Source organism: Amycolatopsis sp. cmx-8-4, assembly GCF_046548675.1.
Classification (GTDB): Bacteria; Actinomycetota; Actinomycetes; order Mycobacteriales; family Pseudonocardiaceae; genus Amycolatopsis.
Window position 1 is genome coordinate 466,149 of sequence record NZ_JAEBDZ010000001.1, and the last position, 17,110, is coordinate 483,258.

General features: G+C 71.5%; 17 protein-coding genes and 1 riboswitch. Of the genes, 7 read left to right on the plus strand and 10 right to left on the minus strand.

The window, feature by feature from the left end; translation table 11 throughout:
- Positions 1 to 34: 34 nt before the first annotated feature.
- The 3 genes from thiD to ACLJQZ_RS02315 all read right to left on the minus strand — a co-directional run bounded on the left by thiD (position 35) and on the right by ACLJQZ_RS02315 (position 3,561).
- Entirely contained in the window at positions 35 to 835 is an 801-nt protein-coding gene (gene thiD, locus ACLJQZ_RS02305; protein ID WP_410618310.1) for a bifunctional hydroxymethylpyrimidine kinase/phosphomethylpyrimidine kinase, read from the minus strand.
- Positions 832 to 2,481: a phosphomethylpyrimidine synthase ThiC gene (gene thiC / locus ACLJQZ_RS02310; RefSeq protein WP_410618311.1), complete on the minus strand. Its 1,650-nt coding sequence runs from the start codon at positions 2,479 to 2,481 to the stop codon at positions 832 to 834. The genes thiD and thiC overlap by 4 nt, the downstream gene beginning before the upstream one ends.
- Positions 2,475 to 2,599: riboswitch (TPP riboswitch) on the minus strand. It overlaps the preceding gene by 7 nt.
- Positions 2,600 to 2,649: 50 nt before the next feature.
- The gene (locus tag ACLJQZ_RS02315) at positions 2,650 to 3,561 is read right to left on the minus strand and encodes a S1C family serine protease (protein ID WP_247058602.1); all 912 of its coding nucleotides are present in this window, start codon (positions 3,559 to 3,561) and stop codon (positions 2,650 to 2,652) included.
- 206 nt (positions 3,562 to 3,767) lie between these two features.
- Between ACLJQZ_RS02315 and ACLJQZ_RS02320 the strand changes: the two genes are divergently transcribed.
- Positions 3,768 to 5,933 (plus strand): glycoside hydrolase family 15 protein, encoded by a 2,166-nt coding sequence (locus ACLJQZ_RS02320; RefSeq protein ID WP_410618312.1) that lies wholly within the window; start codon positions 3,768 to 3,770, stop codon positions 5,931 to 5,933.
- Between the two features lie 104 nt (positions 5,934 to 6,037).
- Here ACLJQZ_RS02320 and ACLJQZ_RS02325 read toward each other — a convergent pair whose 3' ends face one another.
- Positions 6,038 to 6,616: a peptide deformylase gene (locus ACLJQZ_RS02325; protein ID WP_410618313.1), complete on the minus strand. Its 579-nt coding sequence runs from the start codon at positions 6,614 to 6,616 to the stop codon at positions 6,038 to 6,040.
- Between the two features lie 155 nt (positions 6,617 to 6,771).
- On the opposite strand from ACLJQZ_RS02325, the gene ACLJQZ_RS02330 reads away from it, so the two are divergent.
- The gene (locus ACLJQZ_RS02330) at positions 6,772 to 7,080 is read left to right on the plus strand and encodes a DUF3263 domain-containing protein (protein ID WP_247058599.1); all 309 of its coding nucleotides are present in this window, start codon (positions 6,772 to 6,774) and stop codon (positions 7,078 to 7,080) included.
- Positions 7,077 to 7,703 (plus strand): LytR C-terminal domain-containing protein, encoded by a 627-nt coding sequence (locus ACLJQZ_RS02335; RefSeq protein WP_326944746.1) that lies wholly within the window; start codon positions 7,077 to 7,079, stop codon positions 7,701 to 7,703. Before ACLJQZ_RS02330 ends, ACLJQZ_RS02335 begins: the two co-directional genes overlap by 4 nt.
- A 107-nt stretch (positions 7,704 to 7,810) precedes the next feature.
- On the opposite strand, the gene ACLJQZ_RS02340 is transcribed toward ACLJQZ_RS02335, so the two are convergent.
- Positions 7,811 to 10,078: an AAA family ATPase gene (locus ACLJQZ_RS02340; RefSeq protein WP_410618314.1), complete on the minus strand. Its 2,268-nt coding sequence runs from the start codon at positions 10,076 to 10,078 to the stop codon at positions 7,811 to 7,813.
- Between the two features lie 5 nt (positions 10,079 to 10,083).
- Positions 10,084 to 10,707, minus strand: coding sequence for a nitroreductase family protein (locus ACLJQZ_RS02345; RefSeq protein ID WP_328645055.1), 624 nt, complete (start codon positions 10,705 to 10,707; stop codon positions 10,084 to 10,086).
- Between the two features lie 15 nt (positions 10,708 to 10,722).
- Here ACLJQZ_RS02345 and ACLJQZ_RS02350 point away from each other — a divergent pair, with 15 nt between their 5' ends.
- Positions 10,723 to 11,355 carry a TetR/AcrR family transcriptional regulator gene (locus ACLJQZ_RS02350; protein WP_410618315.1) on the plus strand — a complete coding sequence of 211 codons (633 nt, stop codon included), beginning with the start codon at positions 10,723 to 10,725 and terminating at the stop codon, positions 11,353 to 11,355.
- 182 nt (positions 11,356 to 11,537) lie between these two features.
- On the opposite strand, the gene pssA is transcribed toward ACLJQZ_RS02350, so the two are convergent.
- Together pssA and ACLJQZ_RS02360 are read right to left on the minus strand one after the other, a co-directional pair.
- Positions 11,538 to 12,512, minus strand: coding sequence for a CDP-diacylglycerol--serine O-phosphatidyltransferase (gene pssA / locus ACLJQZ_RS02355; RefSeq protein WP_410618316.1), 975 nt, complete (start codon positions 12,510 to 12,512; stop codon positions 11,538 to 11,540).
- 3 nt (positions 12,513 to 12,515) lie between these two features.
- On the minus strand, positions 12,516 to 13,247 hold the full coding sequence (locus ACLJQZ_RS02360; RefSeq protein ID WP_410618317.1) for a phosphatidylserine decarboxylase: 732 nt from the start codon (positions 13,245 to 13,247) through the stop codon (positions 12,516 to 12,518).
- Positions 13,248 to 13,504: 257 nt separating this feature from the next.
- Between ACLJQZ_RS02360 and ACLJQZ_RS02365 the strand changes: the two genes are divergently transcribed.
- Positions 13,505 to 13,729 carry a hypothetical protein gene (locus tag ACLJQZ_RS02365; RefSeq protein WP_328645053.1) on the plus strand — a complete coding sequence of 75 codons (225 nt, stop codon included), beginning with the start codon at positions 13,505 to 13,507 and terminating at the stop codon, positions 13,727 to 13,729.
- Positions 13,730 to 13,768: 39 nt separating this feature from the next.
- On the opposite strand, the gene ACLJQZ_RS02370 is transcribed toward ACLJQZ_RS02365, so the two are convergent.
- Positions 13,769 to 14,053 carry a GlsB/YeaQ/YmgE family stress response membrane protein gene (locus ACLJQZ_RS02370; RefSeq protein ID WP_326944740.1) on the minus strand — a complete coding sequence of 95 codons (285 nt, stop codon included), beginning with the start codon at positions 14,051 to 14,053 and terminating at the stop codon, positions 13,769 to 13,771.
- A 72-nt stretch (positions 14,054 to 14,125) separates the two neighbouring features.
- Here ACLJQZ_RS02370 and ACLJQZ_RS02375 point away from each other — a divergent pair, with 72 nt between their 5' ends.
- Positions 14,126 to 14,686 (plus strand): helix-turn-helix domain-containing protein, encoded by a 561-nt coding sequence (locus ACLJQZ_RS02375; RefSeq protein ID WP_410618318.1) that lies wholly within the window; start codon positions 14,126 to 14,128, stop codon positions 14,684 to 14,686.
- Positions 14,683 to 15,936 carry an MFS transporter gene (locus tag ACLJQZ_RS02380; RefSeq protein ID WP_410618319.1) on the plus strand — a complete coding sequence of 418 codons (1,254 nt, stop codon included), beginning with the start codon at positions 14,683 to 14,685 and terminating at the stop codon, positions 15,934 to 15,936. Before ACLJQZ_RS02375 ends, ACLJQZ_RS02380 begins: the two co-directional genes overlap by 4 nt.
- On the opposite strand, the gene glp is transcribed toward ACLJQZ_RS02380, so the two are convergent.
- Entirely contained in the window at positions 15,890 to 17,083 is a 1,194-nt protein-coding gene (gene glp / locus ACLJQZ_RS02385; protein ID WP_410618321.1) for a gephyrin-like molybdotransferase Glp, read from the minus strand. The two genes, ACLJQZ_RS02380 and glp, sit on opposite strands and share 47 nt — an antisense overlap.
- Positions 17,084 to 17,110 lie beyond the last annotated feature (27 nt).

Consider the following 17,110-nt stretch of genomic DNA (forward strand, 5'->3'; position numbering starts at 1 on the left):
GAGTGTTTAGGGCGGTTAGAACCGCCCTAAACACTCACGACGAGCCGAGCACCCAGAACGGCGACACCGGGCCCACACCCGCGCCCAGTGGGTAGGACTCCGCGACGCAGCGCTCGATGAACCGCTTGCCCGCCGTCACCGCGTCCGGGACCGAGGCTCCCTTCGCCAGCGACGACGTGATCGCCGAGGCCAACGTGTCACCGCCGCCGTGGGTGTTCTCCGTCTCGTAGCGGGGGCCGCTCAACGACAGGAACGAGTCGCCGTCGGTCAGCAGGTCTACGCAGGTGCTGCCCGTCATGTGGCCGCCCTTGACCAGGACCCACTGCGAACCGAAGGCCAGTAGTGCCTCGGCCGCCTCCCGTTGGGATGCGGGAGAAACCACCGAGATGCCCGTCAGCAGGCGGACCTCGTCCAGGTTCGGGGTGATCAGCGTCGCGCGGGGGAACAGCTCCGTGCGGATCGCCTCCAGGGCGTCCTCGCGCAGCAGCGCGTGGCCCGTCATCGACGCCGCCACCGGGTCGACCACCAGCGGGGTGTCGCCGCCGACCTCGTCCAGGGTTTTGGCCACCGCTCGGATGATCTCCGCCGTCGCCAGCATGCCCGTCTTGGCCGCATTGACGCCCATGTCCGTCGCCACGGCCTTGATCTGCGCGGCCACGACGTCGGCGGGGATCTCGGTGAAACCCTGGACGCCCAAGGAGTTCTGCACGGTTACGGCGGTCAGTGCGACGAGCCCGTGGACACCATGAGCGAAGAACGTGCGCAGGTCCGCCTGGATGCCCGCACCACCGCCGGAGTCGGATCCGGCGATGGTGAGGGCGGTGGGTGGAGTCACGGTTGCACCACGGGCAGGTAGACCTGGCCGCCGGACTCGGTGAACTCCGCCGACTTCGAGGCCATGCCCGCTTCGATGGCCTCCACAGTGGACAGTCCATGCTCCTCGGCGTACTTGCGGACGTCCTGCGTGATCCGCATCGAGCAGAACTTCGGGCCGCACATCGAGCAGAAGTGCGCGGTCTTGGCCGGCTCGGCGGGCAGGGTCTCGTCGTGGAACGCGCGCGCCGTGTCCGGGTCGAGCGACAGGTTGAACTGGTCGTTCCAGCGGAACTCGAAGCGCGCCTTGGACAGCTCGTCGTCCCACTCCTGCGCGTACTGGTGCCCCTTGGCCAGGTCGGCGGCGTGCGCGGCGATCTTGTACGTGATCACGCCGGTCTTGACGTCGTCGCGGTTCGGCAGGCCGAGGTGCTCCTTCGGCGTGACGTAACACAGCATCGCCGTGCCGTACCAGCCGATCTGCGCCGCGCCGATGGCCGACGTGATGTGGTCGTACGCCGGCGCGATGTCCGTCGTGAGCGGACCGAGGGTGTAGAACGGCGCCTCGCCGCAGAGCCGTTCCTCCAGCTCGACGTTCTCCTTGATCTTGTGCATCGGCACGTGGCCGGGGCCCTCGATCATCACCTGGACGTCGTGCGAGCGCGCGAGGTGCGTCAGTTCGCCGAGCGTTTCCAGCTCGGCGAACTGCGCGCGGTCGTTGGCGTCGGCGATCGAGCCCGGGCGCAGGCCGTCGCCGAGGGAGAACGTGACGTCGTACTGGCGCAACAGCTCGCAGAGTTCCTCGAAGTGCGTGTACAAAAAGGACTCTTGGTGGTGCGCGAGGCACCACGCGGCCATGATCGAGCCGCCGCGGCTGACGATGCCGGTGACGCGCCGCGCGGTCAGCGGGATGTAGCGCAGCAGCACACCGGCGTGCACCGTGACGTAGTCGACGCCCTGCTCACACTGCTCGACGATGGTGTCGCGGTAGACCTCCCACGACAGCTTTTCCGGTTCCCCGTCGACCTTTTCCAGCGCCTGGTAGATCGGCACGGTGCCGACCGGCACCGGCGAGTTGCGGATGATCCACTCGCGCGTCTCGTGGATCCGCTTGCCGGTGGAGAGGTCCATGATGGTGTCGGCGCCCCAGCGGGTGGCCCACACCATCTTGTCGACCTCCTCCTCGACCGACGACCAGACGGCCGAGTTGCCCATGTTCGCGTTGATCTTCACCAGGAAGTTCTTCCCGATGATCATCGGCTCGGACTCGGGGTGGCGCCGGTTGACCGGGATCACCGCACGGCCGCTCGCGACCTCGGCGCGCACGAACTCCGCTTCGACGCGCTCGCGAGCCGCGATGTACTCCATTTCCCTGGTGACGACGCCTTGTTTGGCCCAGCCGAGCTGCGTGTTGTGCTCCCGGCCGTCGGCCCAGCCGGCCCGCAGCCGGTGCAGTCCACTGTGGACGTCGATGTTCGCTTCAGGGTCGGTGTACGGGCCCGAAGTGTCGTAGACGTCGAAGTGTTCGCCGTTCGAGAGGTCGATCCGGCGCGCGGGAACACGCAGTCCGGACTCGGTCTGGTGGTAGATCTTGTGTGAGCCCGTGATGGGCCCGGTCGTGACGGAGACGTCACGCTTTTGGGCAGCAGAGTTCTCCAGCGTTGTCAACGACTTTCACTCCCTACGCCGGCATTACCCGGTCAGGTTCATGCGGTCGGTGACACCCGGGACAAATCCCCAGTCACCCTCTCAGCCCGCCATGGCGCGAGCTCCCGCGTTGTGGTGTTGTGCCACCGACCATGCCACGCCGGGGCGCCAGACTCAAGTCCGCTCACCTCACCCGACCAGTTCGGCCGGTGTGGCGTAGACGTCGACCATGGCTCCGTTGCGCAGCACGGTGATCGGCAGTGCGGTGCCGATCACTTCGGCGAACAGCTGCCGCTGGATGCCCTGCGCGTCCGACACCCGGGCGCGCCCGACGGTCAGCACGAGATCACCCGTTCGCAGCCCGGCGCGTTCGGCGGGCCCGCCGGAGACGACTTCCCGCACGCGCAGCCCGGCTTCCTGGCCGGTGCGCTCGGCGACGTCGTCGGGCAGCGGCGCGGGCACGCCGACGACGCCGAGGTACGCCCGCCGCACCCGGCCTTCGACGACGAGCGTGTCGATGATCCGGCGCGTCGTCGAGTTGATCGGCACGGCGAGCCCGAGCCCGACGCCCGCGACGGCGGTGTTGATCCCGACGACGCGGCAGGCGGAGTCGGCGAGCGCGCCGCCGGAGTTGCCCGGGTTGAGCGCGGCGTCGGTCTGGATGACGTCCTCGATCACCCGGCCGGCGCGCCCGTGCCGCACCGGGAGCGCCCGGCCGAGCGCGCTGACGACGCCGGCGGTCACCGACCCGGAGAACCCGAGCGGACTGCCGATCGCCACCACGAGCTGCCCGACGACGAGGTGGTCGGCGTCCCCGAGCACGGCGGCGGACGGCGTCTCGTCCCGCGCCCGCAGCACGGCGAGATCGGACAGCGGATCGGCGCCGACGACGTCGAAGCGGGCTTCGCTGCCGTCGGCGAAGGTCGCGACGCCGTGGCGTTCGCCGTCGACGACGTGGGCGTTGGTCAGCAGGTAGCCGTCGTCGGCGAAGACGACCGCGGAGCCGCTGCCGCGCCCGAGCTGAACCCCGGCGACGTGCGGGGTGACGGTCTTGGCGACCGTGCTGACCGCGCGCGAGTAGGCGTCCATCGCCTCGTCCATGGAGTACCTCGATTACACCGTTGCAGGTACTTCAAGTGTGCGCCGCGAACGGCCGGAAGTCCGTTCGCTGCTGGTGAACCGGCGGCGTGACCGGACCAGTGACGGTCAGTGGTTCACCGGTTCGGACCATGCGCCCGTGAAGAATCGGCGAGACACTGCCTGTCGCTTCTGTAACGGTGCAGAAGCGACATCACTGTGGGGTTGATATGCGCAAACTCATGGTTCCGGCACTCGCCGGGCTGCTGGTCACCGGACTCATACCGGCGACCGCGGCGGCCCAGGGGACGGCTCCCGGCGCACCCGGCGCCCATCCCAGCTGGCTGCCCGCGAACAAGACCGGCTTCGGCACGGCCCACGATCGCGGCAGCAACGTCTGGTTCACGCTCCAGGGCGGGCAGCTGTCCGAGGTCTACTACCCGGACCTGTCCACGCCCAGCGTCCGCTCGATGAACTTCGTCGTCACCGACGGCCGCAGCTTCGCCGTCGCCGACAACACGGCCAAGTCGCAGCAGGTCCGGCGGACCGACGACGACAGCCTGACCTACGAGCAGACCATCACCGACGACCAGCACCGGTGGCGGCTGCGCAAGACCTACGTCACCGACCCGGCCGCGACGACCGTGCTGGTCGACGTCGACTTCCAGTCGCTCACCGGCCGGCCGTACCAGCTCTACGCGGTCGCCGACCCGGACCTGACCAACGACGGCTCCGACGACTCGGCCGCCCGCAAGGGGGACGCGCTCACCGCGGCGGACGCCACCAACGCCGCCGCCCTCACCGCGAAGCCCGGCTTCACGCGCACGAGCGTCGGCTACGCGGGCGTGTCCGACGGCGGCACCCAGCTCGCGAAGACGTTCAAGCTCGCGACCTACGACACCGCCGGCAACGGCAACGTCGTGCTCACCGGGCAGACCGCGGCCGACGGCGTGCGCACCCGGCACGTCACCCTCGCGCTCGGCATGGGCGCGAATGCGGCCGACGCGCTCGGCAACGCGCAGGCGTCGCAGCGACGCGGGTTCGGCGTCATCACCCGCGCCTACGACCGCGGCTGGGAGCAGTACCTGCGCGGGGTGAGCAAACCGCCGTCGTCGCTGAAGACCGACAGCGAGCGCGACCTCTACAAAGCGTCGATGCTGACGCTGGCCGCGAGCGAGGACAAGCACCACCCGGGCGCGTTCATCGCGTCGCCGAGCATGCCGTGGCGGTTCGGGAACAACGACCCGGAGTGGTCGCCGTCCGGCACCTACCACCTGGTCTGGCCGCGCGACCTCTACCAGATCGCGACCGGCCTGGCCGCCGGCGGCGACACGGCGGCCGCCAGCCGCGCGGTGACCTACATGTTCGGCACGCAGCAGCAGGCCGACGGCCACATGCCGCAGAACAGCCGGGTCGACGGGGTGCCGTACTGGACGTCGGTCCAGCTCGACGAAACCGCTTTCCCGATCGTGCTCGCCCAGCAGCTCGGCCGCAACGACGTCTGGCCGGGCGTGCGCAAGGCCGCCGATTTCCTGTTGTCCTACAAGGGTCCTGACGGCCAGGCGGCGCCGTGGACGCAGCAGGAACGCTGGGAGGAGCAGGACGGCTGGTCCCCGTCGACCATCGCCTCGGTGATCGCCGGGCTGGTGTGCGCCGCGGACATCGCGTCGCACAACGGCGCGGCCGCCGACGCCAAGAGGTACCTGGCCGCGGCGGACAAGTTCAAGGCCGACCTGCCGAAGCAGACGATCACCACGAACGGGCCGCTTTCGAAGGACCCGTACTTCGTGCGGCTCACCAAGGACGGCAACGCCAACGCCGGGACGACGTACAACCTCGGCAACTCGAGCGTGACGATGGACCAGCGCGCGGTCACCGACGCCGGGTTCCTCGACCTGGTGCGCCTCGGCATCTACCGCGCCGACGACCCGGTGATCCGCAACAGCGTGCGCGTCACCGACAAGGAGATCTCGTTCACCACGCCGACCGGTCAGTTCTGGCACCGCTACACGAAGGACGGCTACGGCGAGCAGGCGGACGGCTCACCGTGGGACTACACGTTCCCGGCCGAGAGCCGCACGACGTTCGGCCGGCTGTGGCCGCTGCTGGCCGGCGAACGCGGTGAGTACGAACTGACGCTGGGCCAGCCGTCTTCGGCCGCGCGGCGGCTGCGTGACCTCGGCCGGGTGAGCAGCTCGGCGGAGACCATGCCGGAGCAGGTGTGGGACGAGAACCCGCCGTCGGGCCAGACGGGGTTCCCGGCCGGCACGCCGAACACCTCGGCGACGCCGCTGGCCTGGACGCACGCGCAGTACGTCCGCCTGGCCCAGGACGTCAAGGCGGGCTCTGTGCTCGAAACGCCCCGCGTGGTCCGCTGCCACTTCCTCGGCTGCTGAGTCTCAAACGCCCCAATGTGGCGTTGGGTGCGTTGGACGCACCGAACGCCACATTGGGTGCGTTGGACGCACCCAACGCCACATTGGGGCGCTCGGGGCCGGGGTCAGATGACGGCGCCGTCGTCTTCCGGGGTGCGTGGCGGCAGCCACGACAGGCCCGGGACGCCCCACTTGTTGGACTTCAGCATCTTCTTCGCGGCGCGGGCGTGGCGCCCGACGAGCCGGTCGAGGTAGAGGTAGCCGTCGAGGTGGTCGGTCTCGTGCTGCAGGCAGCGCGCGAAGTAACCGGTGCCCTCGACCTCGATCGGGTTGCCTTCGATGTCGGAGCCGGTCACCTTCGCCCACGACGCGCGGCCCGTCGGGTACGACTCGCCGGGCGCCGAGAGGCAGCCCTCCCAGTCGTCGTCCGGGTCCGGCATGGTCTCCGGGATCGCCGACGTCTCGAGCTTCGGGTTGACGACGACGCCCTTGTGGCGCACGCCCTCGTCGTCCGGGCAGTCGTAGACGAACACCCGCAGGTCGAGGCCGATCTGGTTGGCCGCCAGGCCGACGCCCTCGGCTTCGTACATCGTCTCGAACATGTCGTCGGTGAGGACGCGCAGCTTCTCGTCGAACTCGGTGATCTCCCGAGTCGGGTGGTGCAGCACGGGGTCGCCGGCGATCCGGATGGCGTGGACGGTCACGAGCGGGCAGTTTAGTCGGACCCTTCTGGTAGACCTGCATCAGACCGTGACGCGCCGATGTCGATGCCCACGTCGGCGTGCTGATCCGTGGTTGAATGACGCCCGCGGAAGAGGTAGGTCTGGATCACCATGTCGCCCGATTGAGAGGGACTCGGATGGACGCCGCGGAGTCGATGGCTGAGCCGCAGCCGTCGCCGCCGAAGCCCGTACCCGGCCTGACCGAACGCGAGGTCGAGATCCTCGCTTTCGAGCGCCAGTGGTGGCGACATGCCGGTGCGAAGGAGAACGCCATCCGTGAGCGCTTCGAAGTCTCCAGCACGCGCTACTACCAGCTGCTGAACAAGCTGCTGGAGAAGCCGGAGGCGATCGAGGCCGACCCGATGCTGGTGAAGCGGCTGCGCAAGACGCGCGCCGCCCGCCAGCGCAAGCGTGGGGCCAGGCGACTGGGGATCGAGCTGAAATGAGCGTGTTTTCGGGAATGTCCCGGCCGATGAAGGCCGCGGGCGTCGTGCTGATCGGCGTGGCGATCGTCGCCGCCGTGATCGGCGGGATCTCCGCGTTGAGTGGTGGCGGTTCGAACGAAGCCGGGCCGAGCGGTACGCCCAGCACCCAGCCCGGCACGCCGCCGGGCGGGACGTCGCCGCCGACCTCGCCGTCGACACCGCCGCCGTCGTCCACGACCCCTCCGACGTCACCCACGCCGTCGTCGCCGACGCCCGGCCAGCCCACACCGGGGCAGCCGACGTCCGGGCAGCCGGGTCAGCCCGGCGACCAGCAGACGGGCAACAAGTGGGTGACCGTCCGGGTCTTCAACAACTCCCTGATCAAGGACCTCGCCGAGCGGGCCGCGAGCGACTTCCGCGGTGACGGCTGGACCGTCAACGAGGTCGGCAACTACTCGCAGGGCACGATCCCGGTGACCACGGCGTTCTACCGCCCGGGCACCGACGAGGAAGCCGCGGCGAAGCAGCTCGCGCAGGAGTTCCAGATCAAGGCCGAGCCCCGCTTCCCCGGGATCGAGAGCGCCAGCCCGGGCGTGATCATCATCGTGACGAAGGAATACGAGTCAGGCCACAAGGGCAGCTGACCCGTAACTCGCGTGCTTGAGCACGTAACTCGCGTGATCGGGGCCGGAACTCACGAGTTCCGGCCCCGATCACGTGGGATCCGGGCCGGATCACGCGAGTTCCGGCTTCAGTCCCCGGCCTGGGCGTGGGCGTAGGCCTCCAGGGCCGCGAGCTGGCCCGGGTCCAGGCTCGGCCGGACCGTCTTGCGGGCCGTTTCGAGGTGGGCCGCGGTGACTTCGTGGGCTTCCAGCGACTCGCGCATCGCCGTCAGCGCCGCTTCGCGGATCAGCGCCGCGCAGTCGGCCGCCGAGTAACCGTCCAGAGTGGACGCCACCGCGGCCAGGTCCACATCGGAAGCCAGCGGGGTGTTCTTCGAGGTCGCGGTCAGGATCGCCGTGCGGGCCTCGGCGTCCGGCGGCGGCACGTAGACGCGGCGCTCCAGCCGGCCCGGCCGCAGCAGCGCCGGGTCGACCAGCTCGGGCCGGTTCGTCGCGCCGAGCACGACGACCTCGCGCATCGGCTCGACGCCGTCGAGCTCGGTCAGCAGCGCCGCGACCACGCGGTCGGCGACGCCGGAGTCCGACGACTGGCCGCGGCGCGGGGCCAGCGCGTCGATCTCGTCCAGGAAGATCAGCGACGGCGCGGCCTCGGCGGCGCGGCGGAACAGCTCCCGCACCGCGCGCTCCGACTCGCCGACCCACTTGTCCATCAGCTCGGCGCCCTTGACGGCGAACACGTTGAGCGCGCCGGTGCCGGCCAGCGCCCGCACCAGGAACGTCTTGCCGCCACCGGGCGGCCCGTAGAGCAGCACGCCGCGCGGCGGGTCGACGCCGAGCCGGGCGAAGGAGTCCGGGTACCGCAGCGGCCACAGCACGGCCTCGGTGAGGGACTGCTTGACGTCGACCATGTTCCCGACGTCGTCCAGCGTCAGCCCGCCGGTGGCCAGGTTGTCCGAAGTGGACATCGAGACCGGCCGGACGGTCGCCAGCGCGTCCACCAGGTCCTGCTGCGAGACGCGCGGCTCGTCCTCTTCCCGCTGGCGCAGCGCGGCTCGCAGTGCCGCGTCCCGCCGCAGCGCGATGAGGTCCGCCGCGACGAACCCCGGCGTCCGCTCGGCGAGCGCGCCGCAGTCGATGCCCGGCTCCAGCGGGACGTCGCGGAGCAGGACGTTCAGCAGCTCACGGCGGGTCTTCGCGTCCGGCAGGGCCAGGCCCAGCTCGCGGTCCAGCAGGTCCGCGGCCCGCAGCCGCGGGTCGGCCGACTCGGCGCGGGCCGTCGTCGCGACCACGGCGAGGCGGTCGCGGCGCAGGGCCGCGCGCAGCTCCTCCAGCACGACCGTGGCCACCGGCGGCGGCGTGGTCGCGGGCAGCAGCGCGTCGACGTCGGTGATCAGCAGCACGGTCGGGCCGGACGCGGCGCGGATCGCCTCGCGCAGCCGCGCCACCGCGACGTTCGGGTCCAGCACCGCGAGGTTGGGCGCGGCCACCGGCACGACCTTGACGTTCTCGGCCTGCGCCACCGACCGCACGAGCGTCGCCTTGCCGACGCCCTCCGGCCCGGACAGCAGCACGCCGAGGTGGGCCGGCGCGCCCAGCTTCGCGAGCAGCTCGGGCCGGTGGAAGGCCAGGTCGAACCACTCGGACAGCTTGCGCGCGGCCGCTTCGCCGCCGATCAGGTCGGCCACCGCCACGGCCGGCTCGGTGAGCTCCTCGGCCTCGACCTCGTCTTCGACGATTTCGGCGTCGATCCACTCCTCAGCCGCGGTGACGGCGGTGGTGCGGACGAGCGCGGTCGCCGTCCGCGGCGCGGCGGGTTCGGCGGCGGGCCGGGCGCCGTCACGCCAGACGACCACAGTGGACGGTCCAACCGCGACAGTGCCCGCGGGCTCGGTCGCCGTGACGGTCAGCAGCTCGTTCGTCCAGGTCGCGCCGATGGCGCGTGACAGCTGGCCGCGCAGGCCGGCCGGGTCCGACCCCGGCTGCGGCGCGAGGTCCTGCGGCAGCAGCGAAACCGCGTCGCCGATGGTCAGGACCTTGCCGATCAGCGCCAGCCGCAGCACGTGCGGGCTGACCGACGCGCTGGCCAGCCGCGACCCCGCGACCGTCACCGTCCGCGCGGCCGACACGTCGGCGGGCGCGACGACGACCTCGGCGCCTTCGGTGACGCCGAGGTTCGACATCGTGACGTCGTCGGTGAGCAGCACCCCCGGCACGCCGGTCTCGTCGGCGGGCGCCGCGAGCGCGGCGCTGACGCGGGCGCCGGTCAGGTGCACCGCGTCCCAGGCCCGCAGGCCCAGCGCGTCGAGGACTTCGGGGTGCAGCCGGACGACGCCGCGGCGGGTGTCCAGCGCGGACGGCGTGTGCCGGACGGTCAGCGTGATCTGGGGGTGGCTCACGCCGTTCACCCTAGCGATGCGGAGCGCTCCCACGCGTCGAAGTAGGTGATGTCCCGGACCGCCGGTCGCGCCGCCGGGCGGAAGTCGCGCTGGGTCGTGTACGCGACGGCGAGCAGGCTGATCTGTGTGACGCCGTCCGGGATGCCGAGCAGGGCGGCGACGTCGGCTTCGTGGTCCTGCAGGTGGTAGCCGCAGATCGAGCTGCCGAGGCCGCGGGCGCGCAGCGCCAGCTGGAAGCTCCAGATCGCCGGGTAGGCCGAGCCGAAGTACGCGGACTGCGTGAACGCGTCGGCCGGCGGGCGGCCGATCATGCAGGGGATCGCCAGCACGGGCACCCGTTCGAGGTTCCGGACGAGGTGCCGCGCCGACGTGAGGGCGCGTTCCTCGACGAGGTGGCCGTACTTCGCCCACGCCGTCTCGGCGGTTTCGCGGGTGTACGCGGCGATCTCGGCCTTGGTTTTCGCGTCCCGCACGAGCAGCCAGCGGAACTGCGCGGCCATGCTGCCCGCGGCGGGGGCCTGCTGAGCGATCTCCAAGCAGCCGTCGAGGACGTCCTGGGGCACGTCGCGGTCGAGGTCGAGCTTGCGGCGCACGGATCGGGTGGTGGTGAGCACGGTTTCGGCGTCCATACTTACACTGTAAGTGTGGGTCTGAACCGTGGGAAAGTACTTGACGCGGCGCTGCGGCTGGCCGACGAGCAGGGGCTGGCGGCGCTGTCGATGCGCAAGGTCGCGGCCGCGGTGGGCGTCGAGGCGATGTCGCTCTACAACCACGTCTCGAACAAGGGCGATCTGCTCGACGGGCTCACCGCGCGGGTCTTCGAGGAAGTGGACGTGCCGGATCCGGCGTTGCCGTGGGAGTCGCGGGTCCGGCTGCTGGCCGACGGGTTGTACGCGAGCTTCGCGCGGCACCCGGTCGTCGTCCGGGCGCTGGCGGCGCAGGACGCGAACCCGCGGTCGGCGGGGGCGTTGAAGGTGATCGACGCGCTGCTGCACGCGCTGCTCGACGCGGGCCTGTCGGAGGAAGCCACGGCCCGGGCGTACCGGTCGTTGCTGGGGATGCTGTTCGGCTCGGTCCTGACGGGTGCGGCCGGCACCGGCGCCGGGACCTCCGCAGTACGGGCGGAACCGGTGGGCGCGTACTTCCGTCGGATGGCGACGCCGTCGGAGCTGCCGAGCCTGCACCGGGTCCTGCCCGCGCTGGAGTCCGGCGACTGCGTCCAGGACTTCGAGTACCAGCTGGACCTGCTGATCGGCGGCCTCGGCTCGACGGGCTAGCACCTCGTGTCGACGCCCCAATCACGCGTGTCGACCCTTAGATCACGCGTGTCGGCCGCTCGATCACACGCGATCGCGTACCCGGGTGGTCGGCTCGCGTACCTGGAGGGTCGGCTCACGTGATTGCGGAGTCGACACGCGTGATTGGAGGGTCGACACGCGTGATGGGGAGGACGACACGGTTACTTGCGGCGTAGGCCGATCTGGCGCCAGGAGCGGCGGCGCTGGCCGTCGCCGTTGGCGGAGCCGTTCTCGCGGGGGCCTCGGGGGGTGCGGACGTACTCGCCGTTGCGGGGGAGGCGGACGGCGCGCATCGCCGCGCCCGCGACGCGCCTGCGCAGCGGGGGACGCAGGCCGAGGCGGCGCTGGGACCGCGCCCGGCGGATCGCCCGGCGCTCGCGCGGCGGGACCGTCCAGGCCTCGGGGTGCGCGGCCAGCCAGCGGCTGCGGTAGACCGAGTACGGGATGTGCGCCAGGTACAGGACCATCGCGACGAGCAGCGCGACCAGCGGGAACTGGATGATCGCCGCCGCCAGCAGGGCGACGCCGATCAGCAGCGGCGCGATCGCCTTCGCCGGGGCCTTGACCGTCTTCAGCGACAGCGTCGGGATGCGGCTGATCAGCAGGGCCGCGATGGCGATCGTCCACGCCCACACGACCCACTGCGACGACCACCAGCCCTCGCCCCACTGCAGCCACGCGACCAGCGGCAGCATCGCGAGCAGGCCGCCCGCGGGCGCCGGGACGCCGACGAAGAACTCGCTCGAGTACGGCGGCTGCTCGGTGTCGTCCAGCAGCGTGTTGAACCGGGCCAGCCGCAGGATCATGCAGACGGCGAAGATCAGCGACGCCACCCAGCCGATCCGGTCGGCGCCGGCCTGCCACACGTAGATGACCAGCGCCGGCGCGACGCCGAACGAGATGCCGTCGGACAGCGAGTCCAGCTCCGCGCCCATCTTCGACGTCGCGTCGAGCAGGCGGGCGATCCGGCCGTCCAGGCTGTCGAGCACCGCGGCGATGCCGATCGACGCGATCGCCATCGAGTAGTTCTTCGTCAGCGCGAACTGCACCGCCGACAGGCCGGCGCAGAGCGCCAGCACGGTGATGGCGTTCGGCAGCAGCCGCACGCCGGGGGTCGTCGTGGTCACGCGGACCATGGGTCAGCCCTTCGAATCGGACACAGCCGCAGGGAGTTCCGCGATCACCGTCTCGCCGCCGACCGTGCGCTGGCCCTTCGCGACCAGCACCCGCGAACCCGGCGGGAGGTAGAGGTCGACCCGGGAGCCGAAGCGGATGATGCCGTACGTCGCGGCGGCGCCGACCTTGTCGCCCTCGCGGATCTCGCAGAGGATGCGGCGCGCGACCAGCCCGGCGATCTGCACGACGACGAGCTCGTGGCCGTCTTCGGTGCGCATCAGCACGGAGTTGCGTTCGTTGTCCTCGCTCGCCTTGTCCAGGTCCGCGGAGAGGAACTTGCCCGGCCGGTAGGCGACGCGCTCGATCACGCCGTTCGCCGGCACGCGCTGGACGTGCACGTCGAACACCGAGAGGAACACCGACACGCGCAGCCGCGGCTCGGCGGGCAGGCCGAGCTCGGCGGGCGGGACGGCTTCCTCGATCAGGGAGACGAGACCGTCGGCCGAGGCCAGCGCGACGCCGCCGCGCGACGGCGGGACCCGCTTCGGCTCGCGGAAGAACGCGGCCATCGCCACGGTCGTCAGCGCGCCGAGGACGCCCAGGCGCTTGGAGAACCGGCGGGCGACCAGCGTCGCGACCGCGCCGCCCGCCACGAACGGGCGACCGGCCGGGTGCATCGGCGGCAGCGTCTCGCGGGCGAGCTGGAGGGCGTGGGCGACGGGATTGCCGGCGGATTCTCCCCGGGTGCCGCTCATGGTCGGGTCCCCTGGTTTCGTGTCGTGAGGGCGGGTGACGCCGGGGTTCCGGCGGCCGCGTACGGGCGCCACCACGCTACCGCTGCCCCTGGTGGGGGTCTGGTCCGGTACCGCCGGGCTCCTCCGTGAGGGTGTCCCCGGCACGGGTGGGAGTGCCGGCTTCGCGGTAACGCAAGGTCGAAGTCTGCGATAACTCTGGGTAGTTGACGCCGTTCGGGGCGCTGCCGCGCGCATCCCCGCCAGACCTGTGAGGACCGATGACCGACCGCCGCGAAGCCGCCGATGCTCGGCTCACCGAGCTGCTCGGCGCGTGGCGCCGGGACATCGCCGAGGTGCCGATGCCGTCGCTCGTCGACCCGGACCACGCGGTGGACGTCGTCATCGAAGCGCTGAGACGAAGCCGGGTGCATGCACCCCCCGACGGCGCATGCACCCGGCCGCGGAATCAGGGCCTGAAAGAAGCACCGAAGGACACACTTTAGTGGCGGACGCCGTGGTGACCGCGGTTCGTCCGGCAAACGTTACGAACGATCGCCCGAGCGCCGGCCGATCCCGCTGACGAGCCGCAGGATCGCCAGCAGCACGACGGCGCCCAGGATGGCCACACCGAAGCTGGGGAAGTCGAAGTCGAACGACTTCGCCTGGCCGGTCGCGAGCCGGTAGATCAGCCCGCCCAGGGCCGCGCCGACCACGCCCACCAGCACGCTGACCAGGCAACCCTGCCGGCGCCGGTCCCGGCCGCCGACGACCAGGTTGGCCGCCCAGCCGACGAGCGCGCCGAAGATGACCCATGCGACGAAACCCATGCCGGGAGCTTACGCGCGCAGTCGTACAAGAGCTATTGCACAACAAATCTTGTACAACTACTCTTGTGCGTCATGAGCGATGAGGTCCGGAACATCCGGGATTCGAAGGTGCTGGCGGCGGTGTCGCACCCGCTGCGGCGGCGGCTGATGGAACTGCTTCACCTGGACGGCCCGGCCACGGCGTCGATGCTGGCGGGCAAGACCGGCCAGGCGGTCGGCAACATCAGCCACCACATGAAGGTGCTGGCCGCGGCCAAGCTGGTCGAGGAGGCGCCCGAACTGGCCCGTGACCAGCGGGAACGTTGGTGGAAGCGCACGGTGAAGACCATCCGGTGGGCGGCCGAGGACTTCCCGGGCGACCCGATCGCGGAGGCCGCCGAGGTGCTGACCCTCGACCACCAGACGGCGATCGCGCGCGAGTGGATCGCGAACCGCGAGACCTACCCGGAGCCGTGGCGCGGCTCGGCGTTCAGCACCGACACGTGGATGCGGCTGTCGGTCACGGACCTCGAGGAGCTGAACGAGCGGGTCCTGCTGCTGCTGACCGAGTTCGAGAGCCGCACCGAACCGGGTGACGGCGTCGAGCGCCGTCCCGTCTTCTTCGCCGCGCGGGTTTCGCTGGGCAAGCCGTGAAGGGGCTCTGGGGGAACCGCGGCTTCCGGCTGCTGTGGACCGGCGAGACCACCAGCATGCTCGGCAGCATGGTCGCGAGCACGGCGTTGCCGCTGGTCGCGGTGATCACGCTGGGGGCGTCCACGTTCCAGGTCGCGCTGCTGACGGCGGTGGCCTGGCTGCCGTGGCTGCTGATCGGCCTGCCCGCCGGCGCGTGGGTCGACCGGCTGCCGAAGCGGCCGGTGATGCTGGCCTGCAACACGGTGTCGATGGCGGTGTTCGGCAGTGTCCCCCTCGCCGCCGTCCTCGGCGTGCTGACCATGCCGTACCTGCTGGTGGCCGCGCTGCTCGGCGGGGTCGCGAAGGTGTTCTTCACCCTCGCCTACCGGGCCTACCTCCCGGCACTGGTCAGTGCGGGCGAACTGCTCGAAGCCAACTCCAAGCTGCAGGGCAGCGAATCCGCGACGCAGGTCGGCGGGCCCGGCCTGGCGGGGTTGCTGGCGCAGGCGTTCGGCCCGGTCAGCGGGGTGCTGGCCGACGCCGTCAGCTTCGGCGTCTCCGTGCTGTGCGTGCGGGCGATCCGCGTCCGCGAGACGGTCGTCCCGGTCGAGCGGACGCCGTTGCACAGCCAGATCGCCGAAGGCCTGCGGTTCGTCGCCGGCGACCGGTACCTGCGCTCGCTGATGGTGTTCGGCGCGGTGTCCAACCTCGCGCTGACCGGCTACAGCTCCATCCAGATCGTCTTCCTGTCCCGCACCCTCGGCGCCGGCCCCGGCCTGGTCGGCCTGGTCCTGGCGCTGGCCGGGCTGGGCGGGGTCCTCGGTGCGGCGCTGGCCGGACGGCTCGGCGCGCGCTTCGGCACCGCCCGCGCGTTCCTGCTGTGCGAGGTGGCCGCGGCGCCGATGATGGTGTTCGGGCCCCTGAGCGGACCGGGCTGGCGGCTGTCGCTGTTCGTCGTCGGCGTGTTCGGCGTCTGCGCGGGCGTCGTCGCGTCGAACGTGCTCACCACCACGTTCCGGCAGGGGTACTGCCCGCCCGAGCTGTTCGGCCGGATCACTTCGAGCGCCTCGCTCGCCGCCTACGGGACGATCCCGCTGGCCGGGGTCCTCGGCGGGGTGCTCGGCGAGGTGATCGGCGTCCGCGAGACGCTGTGGGTGGCGTCCGTCGTGCTGGTCGCCGCGCTCCCGATCCTCGCGCCGTTCCGGAAGCTGCGCGACTTCCCGGTCACAGCAGCAGGACGTCCACCTCGTCGCCAACCGCAGCCGAGCTGACGTCCTCCGGCAGCACGATCAGGCAGTTGGCCTGGGTGAACGCGGCCAGCAGGTGCGACCCCGGGCCGCCGTGCGGCCCGACGGCCCCGGTGACCTCCCGCTCCGACAGCGTGAACACGCCGCGGCGGAACTGACGGCGCCCGGGCGGCGAGCTCATCGCCTCGGTCAGCCGGGCCCGCACCCGCCGCCGGGAGACGACGGTGTGGCCGAGCGCGGCCAGCAGTGCGGGGCGCAGGAACGCCTCGAACGAAACCAGCACGCTCACCGGGTTGCCGGGCAGCGTCACGACCGGCACGCCGTGCCAGCGCCCGTTGCCCTGCGGCCCGCCCGGCTGCATCGCGACCTTCTGGAACTCGACGCCCTGCCCGGTGAGCGCGTCCTTCACCACTTCGTACGCGCCGGCGCTGACACCGCCGGAGGTGACCAGCAGGTCGGCGCCGGCCAGCCTCGGCTCGATGACCTTGCGGAACTCCTCGACGTCGTCGACGACGCTGCGGACCACCTCGACCTCGCAGCCGAGCTCGCGGATCGCCGCCGCCAGCATGACGCTGTTGGACTCGTAGATCTGGCCGTGGCGCAGCGGCGCCGGCGCGTCGACCAGCTCGGTGCCGGTGGAGGCGACGAGCACCCGCAGCGGCCGGTGCACGCGCACCTCGGCCAGCCCGACCGCAGCGGCCAGCCCCAGGTGCGAGTGCCCCAGCACGGTCCCGGCGGCCAGCGCGAGGCTCCCGGCGACGACGTCTTCCCCGAGCCGCCGGACGTGCGCGCCCGCGCGGGCCTCGGCGGTGATCGTCACGGTCTCCGTGCCACCGTCGGTGTCCTCCACCATCACGACGGCGTCCGCGCCCGGCGGCAGCGGCGCGCCGGTCATGATCCGGTGCGCGGTGCCCGGCTCGAGGGTGCCGACGTCGACCCGGCCCGCCGGGATGTCGTCGGCGACCGGCAGCGTCACCGGCACCGAAGCGACGTCCGCGGCGCGGACCGCGTAGCCGTCCATCGCGGAGTTGTCGAACGGTGGCAGGGAAACCCGCGCCGGCACGTCCTCGGCCAGCACGAGGCCGGCCGCGTCGGCGAGCGGGAGGACGGTCGCGGGAGCGGTGCCCAGGAGCGCGGTGATCCGCTCCCGGTAGTCGTCGACGGAGATCACCGGACCATCCTCCCCCTTCGTGAACGG

Bases quoted from the DNA above. Each gene is read 5' to 3' on its own strand.
- ACLJQZ_RS02315 (WP_247058602.1), bottom strand. From the start codon at position 3,561: ATGGACGAGGCGATGGACGCCTACTCGCGCGCGGTCAGCACGGTCGCC.
- ACLJQZ_RS02320 (WP_410618312.1), top strand. From the start codon at position 3,768: ATGCGCAAACTCATGGTTCCGGCACTCGCCGGGCTGCTGGTCACCGGA.
- ACLJQZ_RS02330 (WP_247058599.1), top strand. From the start codon at position 6,772: ATGGACGCCGCGGAGTCGATGGCTGAGCCGCAGCCGTCGCCGCCGAAG.
- ACLJQZ_RS02335 (WP_326944746.1), top strand. From the start codon at position 7,077: ATGAGCGTGTTTTCGGGAATGTCCCGGCCGATGAAGGCCGCGGGCGTC.
- ACLJQZ_RS02345 (WP_328645055.1), bottom strand. From the start codon at position 10,707: ATGGACGCCGAAACCGTGCTCACCACCACCCGATCCGTGCGCCGCAAG.
- pssA (WP_410618316.1), bottom strand. From the start codon at position 12,512: ATGGTCCGCGTGACCACGACGACCCCCGGCGTGCGGCTGCTGCCGAAC.
- ACLJQZ_RS02360 (WP_410618317.1), bottom strand. From the start codon at position 13,247: ATGAGCGGCACCCGGGGAGAATCCGCCGGCAATCCCGTCGCCCACGCC.
- ACLJQZ_RS02365 (WP_328645053.1), top strand. From the start codon at position 13,505: ATGACCGACCGCCGCGAAGCCGCCGATGCTCGGCTCACCGAGCTGCTC.
- ACLJQZ_RS02370 (WP_326944740.1), bottom strand. From the start codon at position 14,053: ATGGGTTTCGTCGCATGGGTCATCTTCGGCGCGCTCGTCGGCTGGGCG.
- ACLJQZ_RS02375 (WP_410618318.1), top strand. From the start codon at position 14,126: ATGAGCGATGAGGTCCGGAACATCCGGGATTCGAAGGTGCTGGCGGCG.